At 57.6% G+C, this 16,456-nt stretch carries 17 protein-coding genes; 6 read left to right on the top strand and 11 right to left on the bottom strand.

The window, feature by feature from the left end:
- The first annotated feature begins 190 nt into the window (after window positions 1–190).
- Window positions 191–1,255, top strand: coding sequence for a DUF1559 domain-containing protein (locus AB1L30_RS22850; RefSeq protein ID WP_367016326.1), 1,065 nt, complete (start codon window positions 191–193; stop codon window positions 1,253–1,255).
- Between the two features lie 27 nt (window positions 1,256–1,282).
- On the top strand, window positions 1,283–1,714 hold the full coding sequence (locus tag AB1L30_RS22845; protein WP_367016324.1) for a carboxypeptidase-like regulatory domain-containing protein: 432 nt from the start codon (window positions 1,283–1,285) through the stop codon (window positions 1,712–1,714).
- Between the two features lie 78 nt (window positions 1,715–1,792).
- On the opposite strand, the gene AB1L30_RS22840 is transcribed toward AB1L30_RS22845, so the two are convergent.
- From AB1L30_RS22840 to AB1L30_RS22815, 6 genes are all read right to left on the bottom strand, one after another.
- Window positions 1,793–2,896, bottom strand: coding sequence for an alkene reductase (locus AB1L30_RS22840; RefSeq protein WP_367016322.1), 1,104 nt, complete (start codon window positions 2,894–2,896; stop codon window positions 1,793–1,795).
- Between the two features lie 162 nt (window positions 2,897–3,058).
- On the bottom strand, window positions 3,059–4,210 hold the full coding sequence (locus AB1L30_RS22835; protein ID WP_367016320.1) for a PepSY-associated TM helix domain-containing protein: 1,152 nt from the start codon (window positions 4,208–4,210) through the stop codon (window positions 3,059–3,061).
- A gap of 33 nt (window positions 4,211–4,243) precedes the next feature.
- Window positions 4,244–4,738 carry a hypothetical protein gene (locus AB1L30_RS22830; protein WP_367016318.1) on the bottom strand — a complete coding sequence of 165 codons (495 nt, stop codon included), beginning with the start codon at window positions 4,736–4,738 and terminating at the stop codon, window positions 4,244–4,246.
- 111 nt (window positions 4,739–4,849) lie between these two features.
- The gene (locus AB1L30_RS22825; protein ID WP_367016316.1) at window positions 4,850–5,782 is read right to left on the bottom strand and encodes a DUF1559 domain-containing protein; all 933 of its coding nucleotides are present in this window, start codon (window positions 5,780–5,782) and stop codon (window positions 4,850–4,852) included.
- Window positions 5,783–6,043: 261 nt separating this feature from the next.
- Window positions 6,044–6,313, bottom strand: coding sequence for a hypothetical protein (locus AB1L30_RS22820; protein WP_367016314.1), 270 nt, complete (start codon window positions 6,311–6,313; stop codon window positions 6,044–6,046).
- Window positions 6,314–6,334: 21 nt separating this feature from the next.
- Window positions 6,335–8,710 carry a hypothetical protein gene (locus AB1L30_RS22815; protein ID WP_367016312.1) on the bottom strand — a complete coding sequence of 792 codons (2,376 nt, stop codon included), beginning with the start codon at window positions 8,708–8,710 and terminating at the stop codon, window positions 6,335–6,337.
- Between the two features lie 203 nt (window positions 8,711–8,913).
- On the opposite strand from AB1L30_RS22815, the gene AB1L30_RS22810 reads away from it, so the two are divergent.
- Window positions 8,914–9,279: a hypothetical protein gene (locus AB1L30_RS22810; protein WP_367016310.1), complete on the top strand. Its 366-nt coding sequence runs from the start codon at window positions 8,914–8,916 to the stop codon at window positions 9,277–9,279.
- A gap of 102 nt (window positions 9,280–9,381) precedes the next feature.
- The gene (locus AB1L30_RS22805) at window positions 9,382–10,440 is read left to right on the top strand and encodes an HAD family hydrolase (protein ID WP_367016308.1); all 1,059 of its coding nucleotides are present in this window, start codon (window positions 9,382–9,384) and stop codon (window positions 10,438–10,440) included.
- Here AB1L30_RS22805 and AB1L30_RS22800 read toward each other — a convergent pair.
- Together AB1L30_RS22800 and AB1L30_RS22795 are read right to left on the bottom strand one after the other, a co-directional pair.
- Window positions 10,418–10,939: a hypothetical protein gene (locus tag AB1L30_RS22800; protein WP_367016306.1), complete on the bottom strand. Its 522-nt coding sequence runs from the start codon at window positions 10,937–10,939 to the stop codon at window positions 10,418–10,420. The genes AB1L30_RS22805 and AB1L30_RS22800 overlap by 23 nt on opposite strands.
- A gap of 47 nt (window positions 10,940–10,986) precedes the next feature.
- The gene (locus AB1L30_RS22795) at window positions 10,987–11,523 is read right to left on the bottom strand and encodes a hypothetical protein (protein WP_367016304.1); all 537 of its coding nucleotides are present in this window, start codon (window positions 11,521–11,523) and stop codon (window positions 10,987–10,989) included.
- 276 nt (window positions 11,524–11,799) lie between these two features.
- Between AB1L30_RS22795 and AB1L30_RS22790 the strand changes: the two genes are divergently transcribed.
- Complete coding sequence (locus AB1L30_RS22790) at window positions 11,800–13,161, top strand: PhoPQ-activated protein PqaA family protein (protein ID WP_367016303.1); 1,362 nt, start codon at window positions 11,800–11,802, stop codon at window positions 13,159–13,161.
- 93 nt (window positions 13,162–13,254) lie between these two features.
- Window positions 13,255–13,659 (top strand): hypothetical protein, encoded by a 405-nt coding sequence (locus AB1L30_RS22785; protein ID WP_367016301.1) that lies wholly within the window; start codon window positions 13,255–13,257, stop codon window positions 13,657–13,659.
- Here the strand turns inward: AB1L30_RS22785 and AB1L30_RS22780 are convergent.
- The 3 genes from AB1L30_RS22780 to AB1L30_RS22770 all read right to left on the bottom strand — a co-directional run bounded on the left by AB1L30_RS22780 (window position 13,656) and on the right by AB1L30_RS22770 (window position 15,874).
- Window positions 13,656–14,144: a magnesium-dependent phosphatase-1 gene (locus AB1L30_RS22780; protein WP_367016299.1), complete on the bottom strand. Its 489-nt coding sequence runs from the start codon at window positions 14,142–14,144 to the stop codon at window positions 13,656–13,658. The genes AB1L30_RS22785 and AB1L30_RS22780 overlap by 4 nt on opposite strands.
- Before the next feature lie 138 nt (window positions 14,145–14,282).
- Entirely contained in the window at window positions 14,283–14,735 is a 453-nt protein-coding gene (locus AB1L30_RS22775) for a carboxypeptidase regulatory-like domain-containing protein (RefSeq protein ID WP_367016297.1), read from the bottom strand.
- Window positions 14,736–14,854: 119 nt separating this feature from the next.
- Complete coding sequence (locus AB1L30_RS22770; protein ID WP_367016295.1) at window positions 14,855–15,874, bottom strand: DUF1559 domain-containing protein; 1,020 nt, start codon at window positions 15,872–15,874, stop codon at window positions 14,855–14,857.
- Between the last annotated feature and the right edge of the window lie 582 nt (window positions 15,875–16,456).

The following is a 16,456-nucleotide window of genomic DNA, read 5'->3' as shown; positions in this document are numbered from 1 at the left end:
CTTGTCAGCATTTTTCGAATCTTCGTGAAAAACCTTGCACCTCTGGGCATTTACCAATAGCCTGTTCGAAGGGGTTTGGCGAGGGGCAGATTTTGGCGATACCCACCTTTATGATCGCCGACTCGCTTCTCTCGGATCATATGCGCCACAACTGGCAGTCGTCACATACTAGGGGAAGGAGACGATCGTCATGGGGGAAAATATTGGCCAGCAGCTTACTTCTATTTCAACGAAACCTATTTTAAAGAAAGGCTTTACGCTTGTTGAACTGTTGGTGGTGATCGCCATCATCGGGGTTTTGGTCGCGTTGCTTCTGCCAGCCGTGCAACAAGCCCGCGAGGCTGCCCGGCGAACACAATGCGTCAACCATCAGAAGCAGTTCGGAGCGGCAATTCACAACTTTCACGCCGCCTACAACGGCATGCCTCCCGCCACCACCGGCAACACCGGACTGACGCTGTGGGCAATCTTGCTTCCCTTTCTCGAGCAGCGGACCTTGTCCGATCAGCTTGATATGGAGGCCTCTGGCGGAGTCGATGCGTGTACCAACGCTGTCCACATTGGTGCCGATGCCGCGGCGGCCAGTTCGCTCAACTTCAATTTGCTGAAGGAGGCACGCATCTCACTCTTCGCGTGTCCTTCGCGCCGCGCGGCTTCCGATGCGGTGAACAACTACAACGTTCCGACCGGCGACTATGCCGTGATCATCGCCGGACCGCAGAAGTGGCTGTTCTGGAGTTCGCCCGATACCCAGCAGCAAGCGCTGCGAGTCGCTCGGGCTCCTGGCGATACCAACCTGATCAACATCTCGAACGGTCCGGTCAGCGCACCAGTCGATTTTCCCAACCGCGGCTGGCGACCACGCGATGACTTCTCTTGGGTGAACGATGGTTTGAGTAACACCGTGGTGATCGGCGAGAAACATGTCACGCCGAAGTATATGAACAAGTGCTGCAAGAACAATCATGGTCCCGAAGGTCGCGACGGCTACATCTTCTGGAATCGCAGCAATGGTCGCGGTGGCTATGGCGAGTACTGGCTGGCCGGTTCGGTCAATCTTGGGTTGGCACGCTCGGCCCGGGAAGGAGAAGAACTGAACGTCAGCAGCGCGCCTGCCCTCGGAAGCTGGCACCCAGGGGTGAGCAACTTCCTGGCAGCCGACGGATCGGTTCGCAATCTGAGCGTCACCATCGATCCGGCGGTGCTGATTGCTCTGGGGACGGCCAACCGTGGCGAAGTGATCTCTCTTCCCTAATCGCGTTTCAGGAAGGTAGTGAACCCGATGATTCATCGCGGCTGTCTGATGCTCTGTCTTGGTTTGGCGGCAAGTTCGATCGCATGTTCCAAGACCGGACTCGTTCCGATTCAAGGCGAAGTGAAATTCGCCGATGGCCAGCCCCTTTCCAACGGCCGGGTCGTCTTGCACAACCGAAACCCCAAGGCAGAAGTCTCGTCTTGGGGTTTGATCCATCCCGATGGCAGCTTCACCCTGGGAACCTTCGACGTCGACGACGGCGTCCCGCCGGGGCGTTACCAGGTATCGATTCAGAATGCCGAGTCCCTTCCACCTGCCGATTGGGGTGACCGCGTTTTTCAGGCTCAACCGCTGATCCATCCCCGGTTCAGCGATCCTGAACAGTCAGAGCTAATCTTCGAGGTCCCCGGCAATTCGTCCCACTGGCAGATCACCGTTCAGCCTCCAGCGGACCGCTAAACTGGGATCACTCAGTCAAGAAACAGAAAAGGCCCGCGATCGGAAGCTCGATCGCAGGCCTCTCTCTTGCGTGGTCGTTTAGACTGCCGACAAGGTCGGGAAGTCGGTGTAGCCTTGGGCACCGGTGGGCGAATACCAAACCGAGAAGTCGGCCTCCGGATTCAAAGGAGCGTCTTCGGCAAAGCGGGTCACCAGGTCTGGGTTGCTGATGAACGGTCGGCCGTAAGCGACCAGGTCGGCATCGCCGCTGGCGATCGCTTCTTCCCCTGACTCTTTCGTGTACCCCACGTTGCCCATCAAAGGTCCGTGGAACACCTGGCGGAATTCGCCCAGCGTCATCGGCTCGCCCAGTTCATGGAAGCCAAACCCGGTGCCATCCATCACGTGCAGGTAAGCGAGCGGGTACTGATCTAATTGATTCGCGACATACAAAAACTGCTCGCGATAGTCAGGCGATCCCATGCCGTTGTAAATCCCGTTGGGCGAAAGCCGCATGCCAACTCGATCGGCCGACCAGGCGTTGGCAACCGCTTCGACCACTTCGCCCAGGAAGCGGTAGCGGTTCTCGATGCTGCCGCCATACTGATCGGTACGGTGGTTCGACTTCGACTGCAAGAACTCGTCGATCAAGTAACCGTTGGCCGAGTGAATCTCGACACCGTCGAAGCCAGCTTCTTTGGCGTTGGCAGCTGCGGAAGCATAGTCGGCGACGACGCCCGGAATTTCATCCGTTTCTAAAGCACGCGGGACCTCGCGAGCTTCTTTGCCATTGGGTGTGTGCTGCATTTCGCCATCGTCGATCATGATGGCCGACGGCGCGACCGCCAACTGACCATCATGAAAACTGCTATGGGATGCCCGACCGGTGTGCCACAACTGCAGGAAGATCTTGCCACCTTCCCCATGCACGGCGTCGGTCACCTTCTTCCAGCCCTCGGTCATCGCTTCCGTATAGATGCCGGGCGATTCGCTCCAACCGTTGGCCTGCGGCGAGATCGTGACCCCTTCGGTGATGATCAGCCCTGCTCCGGCCCGTTGTCGATAATATTCGACCATCACATCGGTCGGGATGCGGTCTTTGCCGGACCGAGCCCGCGTCATCGGAGCCATCGCCACGCGATTGGCAAGCGATAGACCACGCAAATCGAACGGTTGAAGCAGCGGCGATTGATTCTGGCTCATCGTATTTCCCCTGGAATACTGGATGGACGGACACGTCCTGGTCTAAGGACGCACAGCGAAGGCAAAAGGCCGGAATTAGCTCCGACGCAATTACTCTACCTGACTTTTATTTACATATCAACCTTTTGCCTGCGGAGAATGTGCGCCTCATTCCCTAACTATTTAAACAGACGCCACTTGCGCCCGACGATTTTTTTGCTTCTGCCGCGATTTGCGGCCTCGGTACCAGAGGAGGAAGCCGGTTACGTAGAGGATGGCCGGGGCAATTCCCAGCACGAAGACGCCCCAGCGGCCGACGATTCCGAGTGCTTCGCCATTGTGCAGCGGGAACTGCCAGGCCACGAAGTGGTCGGTTCCGGTGAACTGATTCGGGGCGTGCATGTAGACCACTTCGCCGCTGTATTGGTCGAGATAGACCTGGCTGCGGCCGAACGAGGTTTGGATTTCTCCCTCTTGGCGGAAGGCGACTTCGTAGACCCCCTCCTCTCCTTCAGGCGGATGAAGGTGATCGAACTTCGCCCCTGGGAACTGCTTCTGCGCGATCGCAATCGCCTCGTCGGCCGTCAGTGGCTGGCGTTCGCTTGCTTCGCCTGACTTCATGTCCTTGGGCGGCTTGGTTTCGGCCGAGACCAGATTCAGCACCGGCTTGATGATGAACGGCAATTCCATGTAGACGCCGGTGAACGTGATCACCAGCAGGAAGAGCGCCGTCGTGATGCCGACCGTTTTGTGCAGATCGTAGTTGAAGCGACTGCCGCGCCGAATGGCTAGCGCCGCTCGCAGCCCGCCCTTCAGCAGCGGCCACCACAGCACGATGCCGCTGACCAGCGAAACCAACAGCACGACGCCGATGATCCCCACGGCCAGTCCGCCGAACATGCCTGCCAGCAGACGGAAGTGCAGCCGATAGATGATGCCCATCGGATCGGTGCCCCACGCGCGCTGGCCGTTGACTTCCGCCGAATAGGGATCGACATAGACCGCGATGAACTCTGGCTTCTCCTTCGTTCCGCCACTAAACCAGACCGTCCAGACCCCTTGCTCGATGCGTGGACGGACGACCGCCAAAGCTTCCGACTTGGTTCCGGTGGAATCTCCCTGATAACCAGCGTTGGCGGCATCGATGATCTCGGCCAGTAACTTTCGCTCGCCGGTCCCTTCGGTCAGCAGCAACTGCGGATGCATCCATTCGTCGATGGCATGATCGAAAACCAACAGGCTTCCGGTCAAACCAATCAACACAAACACCAGCCCAGCCGTCAGCCCTAACCAACGATGCACCACCAGCCATAGTCGGCGGAATTGCAATTTCATAGGAAGATTCTCTTCGCGAAGGAAACGGCGCGATTAGTGACCGGGCCCGGGGGCACCATTGCCTGCGGATGACGACTTCTTCATGGTGATCTTCACTTTCTCGATCACGACAGGATCGAGCGTGCCACCTTCGGCCGGAACGGTAATACGCAGGTCCGAAGCCTTCGGCGTCGCGTAGATACGCCCCATCCGGTCAGGCGAAAGTCCGCCCATTTTGGGCTCTTGTGGCCAAAGGATCGTGAACACGTAGTCGCCGGGAGGCGCCCCGTCGCCATATTCGTAGGTGGTCAACTGATAGGTACCATCGTCGGTCACCAGGCCTGAAGGACGCGATGCGCGGGCATCGATATCGCCGTTGACCGGATGAAACATAATGATGGCCCCTTCGGGATTCTCGCCGTTGACAGTCACGCTGCCAACGACCGGCACCACGTCGGTGTGCCATGCTTCTTTGCTGCTGCAGCCGATCAGACCGATCGAGGTCAACAGCACCAAGAGCTTTGAGGGAATTAATAATCGGCTATGCATAATTGGAGAAATCCTGCCAGTGGGACTCGTTCAAGAAACTCAGCAACTGCCCTCTTGTGACGATTCGTTCGAGAGGGCATTGCGGCTGAGCATGACGCGGACGAATGACGATTAGTACTGGGCCGGGACTTCGCCTCCGGCACAAGAGGTCATTGCCCACAGCGTGTCGAGATTGATCGTGTCCGGCAGAAACCGTACCGAGCCATCACCGAGCAGAATATTGATCCCGCCGGGATGGAACGAATAAGGACCGCTGTAAAGATTGGTCACGTTCATGACCTGCGAACCAGCAAACAAGGTGATCGTAGGTTCGTCACCGGAAGACGCGGCTGGCGTTACCAAAACAGGTGCAAAGTAGGTTCCCAGGACATTGGAAGTCCACGCTTCGCGTTCTTCGCCGTAGTTCGTCGAGTAGCCCGAGTAAAGTTGCGGCGTCGCTGCCCCACCTGGTTCCTGTTGACCATCCACCCACCAATGAGCACGGCCAGCCGACTCAAACAAACAGATCGTATGCGAGAGCCCATCGGTCACGTCACGGAAGTTGATCTTATCGCCCCACATGAAGAACGATTTGCCAGGCGCATTGTATTGATCGGCCGCATTGAATGGCGAATACAAATAGGCATAGTCTGAGGTTGCGGTACCAGCAACGGTTTGTCCGCCGCCGTTGGGGGCCGAAGCGCATACCAGGGCATCAGGCACGGTGGCTGCCAACGGAAGGTTATCGGCATGATGCCAGGGCTGATTGTAGTTGTACTGTTTCTCGAGGTTGGACTGCTCGAGGTAAGGCAACAAAGCCACGAAGGCACTTCGCGTCGGTGCACCACCGATCGGCGGCACGCAGCCCATCACGTCGTGATAGTTATGAATCGCCAGGCCCAGCTGCTTCAGATTATTGGTGCACTGCATCCGTCGAGCCGCTTCGCGGGCCTGTTGGACGGCCGGCAATAGCAAGGCGATCAGCACGCCGATGATGGCGATGACAACCAACAATTCAACCAACGTAAAACCGCCACGACGGGCAGTCGAAACTTGCGTTTCCATGGAATTCTCTCGCTCTTAGATATGTGCCCAGTCGGGGCAAATAATGAAGACAGCAAGTGGCTTGCCTGACGAGAGGCTGGCTGGTTGCCAAGGGGTAGGACATTTAGCTAGCGACGTTATTGATACTGGCTCTCATTTAGCTCAATATGGTAATTGCGCAGGTGTGGATGAACAACCAGTGGTCGCCAACTTTCCTTAAACCGGGTCGAAATCGGTAATAGCGAGGGACCGCGTCTTGTGCCTCCGAGGGGCAGATGCCCCCTATTCCCCGGTTGTGGCCCGAGAACGGGCCCAGAGATACGCCACAAAGGAACCCAGCCCGGCGAATTTGTAGTCTGGGTCGACGTAATGCTGAATGACGTAGAAGACGAAGTAATAGGCCCGGCAGAACGACCAGATCGCGAGCCCCAATAGCAACGCGATCTGCCAGTCGCCGACCTTCGCCAGCAAGATGCCCGAGGCAAACAGCCCGAGCAGGACGAACAGAAGCCCCTTCCAATAGATCAGTGTCGGTGACTTGAGATCGCCCATCAGGCCTGGCTCTCGTTTGGGTTACTTGGGTTGAAGTTCGCTCGCGAGGACGTCGACTTTCTCGTCGGCATGCTGCTGAGGATCGTCGCTGACCCGGATTGACTCGGCGACCTTCACCATCAGCGGATAGAACTCGTCGAACCGCGTGGCCGGGGCACTTCCTTCCACGCAATAGGTCTTTCCGTTCAGCTCGCCTGCGAACACGAAGTGCTTGCCGAAGGAATTCTCGAAGATGCACGAAGCCATCTTCTCGAAGCCGGCAACCTTCACGACGTCTCGCTTGAGAACCTTGGGATCGGCGTGGCTGTTGTTCTCGATGATGCCCTTCACGGCATCTTCGGCCGATTCGTCGGCGTACCAATCAAAGAACCGAATTTCAACCGGCCCGACATCGCCAGACCAACTTCCGATCTGATCCCAGCCCGATTCCTTCAGGAAGAAGTCGCCTTCGACATCGCTGGTCACCGGCCACTCGGAAGGATAGCTGATCGAAATATTGTCACGCAGCTTGTGCCGCTGGAAGACATACTTCTCGACCGGTGTCTTCACCACCGCCTCGTCCAGGATGACGGTCATGTTCGGCATCTTGGCCACCAACGCCTTGGCACCTTCCGGCGTCACCGCCGAGCCCTGAGCCATCAACACGCTGAGCTGCGTCATCGGAGCGAGGTTCGCGATCGCTTCGTCGGTGACACCATCGCCGCTCAAGTAAAGCCGCTTGACGTTCTTCAGTTTGGCCAATACCTGGAACGGTTCAGGCGATCCCTGATCAATCGACAGGTTGACCAGCGTCAACTTGTCTTTCCCTTCCAGGTACTTCAGCACCGAAGAATCGAGCCCGCCTGAATGAATCGACAACGTCTCCAGGTCGTTCATATCGGCCAGCACAGCGTACGCTTCGGGGTCTTCGACTTTGCCGGTGGAGAGGTCCAGCTTCTTCATTTTGGTCATGCCTGCCAGGCGACGGACCGTCTTCTCTCCTGCCGCTTCGTCGGTCAGATACAAATCTTCAAGCTGCTTGAAGTTCTCGAGCCCTTCCAGGCCGTCATCCCCCATCTCGACATCGTACGTGGGATAAAGACTCAGGTTCTTCAGCTTGGTCAATCCTTTGAGCGACGCAATCGAATCGACGCGGGTATCCATCAGGCTGAGGAACTCCAGGTCGGTCGCTCCGGCAAGGTTTTCGATTCCCTTGGTCGTGACGTCGGCCTCGCTGATATCGACTCCTTTCAGGCCTGGCTTCGCGGCGAGAAAGGCCAGCTCCATGTCGACCACGCCGGACTGACTCATGCTGACGAAATCGATCGGTTCGCCCAGCTCGCCGGTGTACTCGAACGTTCGCAGAAAGCGTTCGCAGGCCATCAATTTTTGCTCTTCGTTCAAATCGTTGAACCGGCCATAGCGGCGGGCATTCATCGCGGCGACTGCTTCGCGATCGTAGTCGCCATCGATCCAGAAGTTGATGCGAGCCCACGGAGCAAGCTGCTCGAACTTGCCCAGCAGTTCCGGCGTCAGCTCGACCTCGCCATCGAAACTCAACTGATCGAGCTGAGGCAACGCGATCACTTTATCCCAGCCTGCCATCGTCAGCTTCGGCGAGGAAAGGAAGACGGCGCGAACCTCCGGATTCTGGGCGATGATCAGGTCGATATCTTCGTCGACCGGCTCGGTCAGATTGATCTCTTGAAGCATGCCCAGTTCGTACGAATCCAACGCATTCTTGTGCTCGACCAGGGGTGCCATCCCTTCGCTCCAGCCGGGACTTGAAGCCTGGCTCAGCGCGGTGGTCTTTGCCCGCAGTTCTGGGTTGCTGTAGATCTGCTGGTTGGTGTTCTCGACATTGATCCGAATCAGTTCGGCGAGACCGGGATCGTCTTTCTCGACCCCTGCGGCCAAGGCGAGCAGCGGCTCTTTATCCCAAGGACGCTCGCGAACCGCGAACATCAGCTTCTGGACCGGTGTCAGATTCAACTGCAGCGGCGGGATCTTGGCAGCGACCGTCGTGGCAGGTTTTGCCACGGCTGGCTTTTCCTCGCTGGGCTTGGTGTCGGCCGGTTCGGCGGCAGATGGCATCGGCGTTTCCGGTTTCATCTCCATCGGCTCGGGCGTGGCAGGCTCTTCGGCGACCGGGGTTTCCGGTCTCATCTCAGGCTCAGGCGTCGCTGGTTCGCTGGGCGTTTCCGCCGCCGGAGTTTCCGCAGGGGTCTCGGCCGGCTTGGTGGTTGGCTTCTCGTTCAACGACATCGTCTTCACTCCTTTCGGCTTCGCATCGGCGGGGCTCTCGGAGGAAGTCTGGTCAGGGTTGGCCTGGGCAACCGGGTCGGCTTTATCCGTCGAGCAGCCTATCAGGCAAACCGAAACCATCAGTCCAAGCCGCCAGTGCAAACGAAGAGTCATCGATCTGTTCCCTCAACCGAGATGTGCAAACGGGCGAAGCGCGAGACAGGTTCCAACCGGCTCATCATAAGGATTGAAAATCGCCGACGCCACCAGAAAGCATCCGGACGCAGACTTTCGCATTTCCTCGGTTCACGTTGCCTCGCTTCGCCCCGAACGGTAACCTGATTCTGCCCCAAACCTCTAGCAATTCCCGATCCAGCATGAGCCCCTCGAAACGACTCAACCGCGACGCGTTCATTCAGGCGATCGAGGCACAATTTCCAGAAGTGGCCGAGACCTTCGGCGAGATCGATCAGGGCCTCCTGCATCTGGAAGTCGCCGCCTTTCGCCGCTGCGTCGAGCGGGCGATGGACGAAGGTCGCGGGTGGGATGTCGAGCGTTACTGCCGCTTTCTGGCCGATGCGTTAGTTAACGCCGACGATTCGCTCGACAACGCGATTGGCGTCTCGTTTCTGGAAGACTTCGCGCTGGGCGACTTCACTTCGCAGCGACGTGAGGCCGTTCACCAGCGGATGCCTGGCAGCATGCGAGACGAGATCGTCCGCATCGACAATCGCTGGCGTTAAGTTCGCGGAATGGAATCGATCAGGCATCATCCATTCTTAATAAGCTTCTTGATTTGCGCATCCTTTCACGTCGAATAGCATTTCGTTGTGTCGCTTGAATCGATGACGTACACTTCAACTGGTTCGCCGGGATCGATCGGCGGTGCGACTCGTTCTTACATGGGAAGTGATGACGGCATGAAAACGCTAGCGACTCTTTTGCTGCTGCTGATCCCGAGTTTGGTCCTGGCTGAAGATCCGCTTCCTTCGTGGAACGAAGGGCCTGCCAAGCAGTCGATCATTGACTTTGTCGAGAAGGTGACCGACAAGAACTCGGATACCTACGTACCGATCTACGACCGGGTCGCAGTCTTCGACAACGATGGCACGCTATGGTGTGAAGCACCGCTGCCGATGCAGGTCTATTACGTGCTGGCCGCACTCAAAGAAAAGGTCGCCCAAGATCCGACGTTGGCCGAGAAGCCAATGGTCAAAGCGGCCCTCGCCGGAGACTTCGAGAAGCTGCTGCAAGGTACGCATTACGACGGGCTGGTCGAGATCATCGGCCTCACGCACGCCGGCATGACGACCACCGAGTACGACGCGGCTGTGAAGGCCTGGGTGAAGACCTTCCGACATCCTCGCTTCGATCGCAGCCTGGCCGGAATGACCTATCAGCCGATGCAAGAGTTGCTGCGATACCTGCGGGCAAACGACTTTCAAACGTTCATCGTCTCCGGCGGCGGTGCCGACTTCATGCGAGTCTTCGCCTATCGCATCTATGGGATTCCGACCAATCAGATCGTCGGGACGAACACGCTGACCAAGTTCGAGCTGGTCGATGGCAAGCCCGTTTTGATGAAGACGATGGACCACATGTTTGTCGACGACAAGGCAGGCAAGCCGGTCGGTATTCACCAGTTCATCGGCCGCCGACCGATTGCCGCGTTTGGCAATTCGGATGGTGACCAACAAATGCTCGAGTACACCACGATCGACAATCCTTATCCCAGCTTCGGACTGCTGGTGCACCACACCGATGCGAAGCGGGCCTATGCCTACGACAGCCATCCACCATCGAGCGGCAAACTGGTGACCGCCCTGGAAGCCGCACCAAAGTACGGCTGGACCGTCGTCAGCATGAAAGACGATTGGAAGACTATTTTCTTTGGTAGCGAGTAAGCAACGCCTCGGATTCTTCCACCAGTCGATCTCGTTTGGCGAGATAATCCTTGCGGTCCCGTTGGTAGCTGTCCGCCAGAAGCTTGATGACCAAGCCAGCCGCCGCTGCGACACCGGTCGCCATGAGCCACAGCGGTGCCTGGAAAAAGATCGCACACGCGATCGTGAACCCACCACCGCATATCCAGATGAGGATTGCCAATTCCAACGTAGGCACATCGCCATGGCCATATTTTGAAGGGAGGCGATGATGATCCTCGATGTCGACCCACTCGCGATCCAGCCTTTCAATTTCTTGCTGGATCTGCAACTGCCGGATTTCGACCTGCATGGTTTGGGCATGCTTCTCGAGTTGCCGAACCGTTTCTGTAAATAGCACCGATCCGGAATGCCGAACAACGAGCGCCGTCCCGCAATGGCCGCACGTAACGTGCTTTAACTCTGCGGGAACATCCAGTGGAGCCCCGCAGTTCTGGCAACTAACCGCAACCATGTCCATCGACGTCTTATCCTTTCTCGCGCCAACACTCCGTTGGCGACCTCTTACTAAAAATGGTAACCACTGCGAGGGTCGTTGATGTGCTTTGCTGACATCTCATTGGGGCTCAACGCTTGACGCTCTTTCAGGTACTTCGCTTCGGCCTTTTGATAGCGGCTTGCCTGGACACTCGTCATGACCGCGCTCAACAACCCGAGCAATCCAAAGATCACCATGGCAGCGTTTTCCCCAGCAGCCCCAAACAGCCCGGCGATGCCCAGGCTTACGACCGCGACAAGCACCGCGAACTCATGACGCGGCGCACCACGCCCCCAATGGCCGTAGTTAATCTTGAGAGACTCACGTTTCGCCTGCCAAGCGGTATCCAGCCGCGCGATTTCGGCTTCGGTGCGCAAATCGTGAAGTTGCTGTTGCACGTTCGCGGCCGAGTCATCACTGGCGTCTTGACGCTGCGTGAAGATCGATTGTCCCTGATACTGGACCAGCAAAGGCGTTCCGCACTGACCACAGGTCAAATGCACCGTTCCCATGGGGACTTTTAAAGACGCCCCGCAATGCTGGCAGCTTACGGCGACGATGTCCATTTCCGGCCTATCCATTCCACAAATAATTTCCAAGTTGACATGTGTGATGGTTATTCGTTTCCAGGGCCATTTGCTTGGCGAAAATCGGGTGAAATCGAATTGCTTGATTCCGGTCTGGCAATGCCAGAGAATGGGCCCCGTTGGTGGTCGCCGCCTTAAGGAGCGAATCTAAATTGAAACTCATTGCCCTTGGCGGTAGTAAGTGAAAAGAACTTGCCTTGGCCCTTACGCGGCGCGACTGCCCAACCCCCTCTTCCCCATCAGGAGCTTTCTCCCTTGAATACTCAACGCCTGCTTGCCAGTTTTTGTTTGCTGCTGGCTGTCGCTATTGTCCCACGTCCGGCATCGGCTGTCGAACCTGCCGACGCGCTGGCCACCTACGTCGCCAAGGCGGACGACAGCTATGGCTGGAAGGTCCGTCATCACGAGAAGATCGGTACCTGCGACGTTACCGAACTGACGCTCACTTCGCAAACCTGGCGCGATATTGTCTGGAAGCATCGTCTGTTTGTGATCTTGCCCGAAGGGGTGCCGAAAGAAACTAGCGCGGTCCTGGTGATCGCAGGCGGTTCGTGGAAAGACGAATACGCCGAACCCATCGCCGAAGGTGAGAGCTCGATCCCGAAGGAAGCCCGGCTGCTGTCGACCTATGCTCAGCAAGTCGGTCGCCCGATCGGGATTCTGCTGAACGTTCCACAGCAACCGATCTTCGACGGAAAAAAAGAAGACGCGATCATTGCGTTGACCTTCGATCAATACCTGAAGACCGGCGAAAGCGACTGGCCGCTGCTGCTGCCCATGGTCAAAAGCGCCGTCCGCGGCATGGACGCAATGCAAGAGTTCGCCGCGCAAGACCTTAATATGAAGATCGATGGCTTCACCGTCACCGGGGCCTCGAAGCGCGGCTGGACGACCTGGCTTGTTTCGGCGGTCGATCCGCGCGTGGAAGGACTCGCCCCAATGGTGATCGATACGCTGAACATGAAGGCGCAGCTTCAGCATCAGCAGAAATCGTATGGCGAACTTTCAAACCGCATTCACGACTACACCGAACGCAACCTGCAAGAGCGGATGCTGTCGGATGAAGGGGCGGACCTGCGGCGGATTGTCGATCCCTATTTCTATCGCGATCAGATCCAGCAGCCGAAGCTGATTTTCCTGGGGACCAACGACGCCTATTGGACAGTCGATTCGCTGAACTTGTATTGGAACGATCTGGAAGGCAAGAAGTACATCGTCTACGTTCCCAACGCAGACCACGACCTGGCGAACGACTGGCGACGCGTCTTCGGCAGCCTGCGTGCATTGTGCCGCGATGTCGACGGCCAGAAGGCATTGCCCAACCTGGCTTGGGATTACATCACCCCCGGCGGCGATGTTCCGTTGAAGCTTACCGTCAATCCTGGCGAGAAGGCCGCGGCCGTGCACCTGTGGACAGCCCAGTCCCCGACCCGCGACTTCCGCAAAGCGAAGTGGACCAGCACGCCTCTCACACGAGACAGCGCTGGCGTGGCGACCGTCGATCTGCCGCAGCCGGAAAGTGGCTACACGGCGTCGTATGCGGAAGTCATTTATGCTCACGACACGGTTCCGTTTCACTTAAGCACCACGATCCGCGTGCAAGGGCCGGCCGAGTAATCCTGACCGATTCTTGCTAACCTAGAGGAAGCCCCCAAGGTTGATGCCTTCGGGGGCTTTCCTTTCCCTGCCGGGCAGCCTTAGACCACGCCGATGAATGAAATCAATCCTTTCCATTCACCAACGACCGATACCTCGCCGCAACTGGTGGAAGGAATTGCGCCGTCACCTACGCGGCGACTGCCAGCGATTGCCATCACGCTGCTCGGATTGTCAGGCATGGTCATCGGCCGGTTGCAGTTGATCCCGACGCTGTTCGGCTTTTACACGCTGTTGTCGCTGCTGTTCGATGTGACGCTGCTGCATGCTTCGTTCGCCGCGTTGATCCTGCCCGGCACGATCGCCTGTTGGCAGGAACTGCGACAGAAGTTTCGCGGCGGCTATCTGTTTGTGCTGCTGCTGGGAATGATCGGCTGTCTCTACTGGCTGATCTTCATGGGCGGCTTCGTGTATGGCTTCATCCAAGGCTTTACGAGGGCCTGGTACGCGAACTTCTAGGCATCGCGGCTGGTGTCGGCAAACTGCTGCAAGCTGTCGTGAAACAGCTCGCTCGACATCCCATCGCGAACGTAAATACTGGTCACGCCCAGTTCCCCCACCTCGCGGATGTTTCGCATTTCGTCGTCGAAGAAGAGCATCGACGCGTAGTCCCAGCCGGTCGCTTTCTGCAGCGCCGCGAAGTGCCGCAGCTTCGATGACGGATAGATCTCGGCGAAGGGAAAGCGGTGTGTAATGTCGAGCATGTCGAGAAGCTCGCTCGCCCAGCGCGGCTGCTCGGTTCGCGAGGCCAGCCCCATCGTGATTTCATGTTGATCGCAATAAGCCAGGATCGCTTCGACATCGCCGTACAACCGAACATGCCGACCGGTGCGATCGACAATTCGATCGTGCTGCTGGCGAAACGGCGGGTTGAGACAATCGCACCACGTACCGCCGCAGTCCCATAGCGTGAAATCGAGATCGAACACAATCAATCGAGGCAACAACGTCGCAAGTCCTTCCGAAACAGTTCCAGGCAAAGCAGACGTTGTTCTACCATCGGCGCATAAAAAATGGGACCAGGGTCGTTTCCGGTGGAAACGTCCCTGGTCCCCGTGCTGGTTTGATAACCAGGCCGACGACTAGCCATCTTGCGGTGGGTATTTGTCTTTGTCGGCGGGGATATCGAAGTCGATCGGGTTCTCGCCTGGTTTGACTTCGACCGTGATTTCTCGGCCGCTGGCGTATTCTGGCGGGAAGCGTTCTGGCTTGCCAGGATCGGTCACGCGGCGATTGTCGTCCAAGCGTGGTGCAATGTAGGTGGTGATTCGCACCTTGTTGACGCCCACCTTGGCCCCCTTCACGCCAGGCGTGTAGTTCAGTTCATAGCTGCCGTCGGCTTGGGTCGTGGCAAGTGCCGAGCGTCCACCTTCGGCCGGTGAAAACGTGATGTCGGCCCCTTCGACCGGGCTGCCGTTGATCTTCACCACGCCGGTGACGTGACCATGTTCGCTGGAGGCTCCACAGCCGATCACGGCCGAGAGCGAAAGCATGACCGCGGCGGCCAGCAACTGATTCTTGGGTTGAATATACATAATGGGGTTCGATGCCTTCTGAATCGATAGGTGCAATAAGGCCAGTGGCCGAGGCGTTCTCCCCCACGCTTCACGCAGAGTGATTCCCGGCGTGAAGCGGCAAGAGAACGATTCCGCAATTAGAAGCTGCCGACGACCTGACCGTCGTCACGCTGCAACAGGTACTCGAAGGTGCTGTTCGGAGCGTCGTCGGTGTTATGGTCGATCGTTTCAGGAATGAATCGGACCGAGCCATCCCCGAGCACGAAGTTGGCACCGCCAGGATGGTTCGAGGCGAACCCTTGGCGATGACCGTTGCTGCTGCCACCGTTGGTCGAGTTGATCGGATAGTAGCCGGCGCCGGCGACGTAGAAGAAGCCGGTCTGAGCCGCCGAAGCCCCGCCGCCCGTTTCGTTACCGGCATGGCCCCAGACGACACCACTGCCGATCTTTTCGCCACCCAGCTGGTAGCAACGTTCGCCCATGAAGAGCGTGTTGGACAAACCATCCGAAATGCTGGCGAAGGTCATCGGTGGCGTGTAACGGGTCCAAACCCACGAACCATCCGGCCAGGTGTTCGAAGCGACGTCACCACGATTGATCGTGTCGGCATCGTTCACCACCACATAGTCCGCACGGGCCAGGTACGTCGTACCGCTGCCGCTGCTATAAGGGATCGGCTTCATGTCGTTCAGTTCCGGGCCAGCCGTCGATGGGCACATGAACGCGGAGACAGGCGTCTGGAGGACGTTGAGCAGGGTCGAGTTGGTAACGGCATCGTGCAGGCGATTGCCGCTCGTCTTGTAACCCCAGTTCTTGTTCCAGCTGTTACCAGCGGTCGGGTCCAAGGCTTCGACCGTGTTCGACAGTTCCAGGAACGGCATCAGCAGCACGCCCCAGCCCCAGTTGCCATGAATGTTCTCGTCCCCCCAGTCCTCCGTGCTCATCGGAGCCATCTTGCCATAGGTATCGTGGAAGTTGTGGATCGCCAGACCCATCTGCTTTAGGTTATTGGTGCACTGCATACGGCGAGCAGCTTCGCGGGCCTGTTGAACGGCCGGCAGCAACAACGCGATCAAAACACCAATGATGGCAATCACGACGAGAAGCTCGACGAGCGTAAAACCACGCAATCGACGACCCGATCCGAAAGTAGACATGAGAACTCTCCAGCACGAGAAGAAAAGGAAGTATGAACTGACCGGCAGAGGTACGAATTTGCGCCGAGACACCGACCAGGGACGTAATAATTCTCTATTTGATTGTTTTTTGACATCCCACCAATGGCGTATATTCATACTTGGATCGCCATTAATGGCCCATTGCGGGATACTGGATCCCACAAACACCCCCCTTTGCGACCTTAGCGGCATGTAAAAATGACTGTCATTTTCGCAAAAATTCTCAGTAACACCCCAACAAACAGCCACTACGAGGTAACCGCCAGCCCCCGCATTAACTAGCCAGATAGGCTGGGGTGTGACCGCTCCGCCCCAGCACCGCGATGCCGAAAGCGACTCGCTCCAGCGATCAACGAAGAGAATCAGGCCAGCATTGGCGAGGATCGCGATAACGGTCTGGCGCGGTCAACTCGAGCATGGGCCGATGCTGGATGGTTGCGATGTCGTCGAGCAGTAAGAAGACCTGGAAACAGGCCAGATGATGGCTCGCGTAAGCCGACGCTACAGTAGCGGCCAAGCCGGAACGTTAATCACCGATCACGATCGAACCTCATGCCATCT

The sequence above is a fragment of the Bremerella sp. JC817 genome (assembly GCF_040718835.1).
In the GTDB taxonomy this organism is placed as follows: Bacteria; Planctomycetota; Planctomycetia; order Pirellulales; family Pirellulaceae; genus Bremerella.
This window is presented reverse-complemented; position numbering and strand designations above follow the sequence as displayed.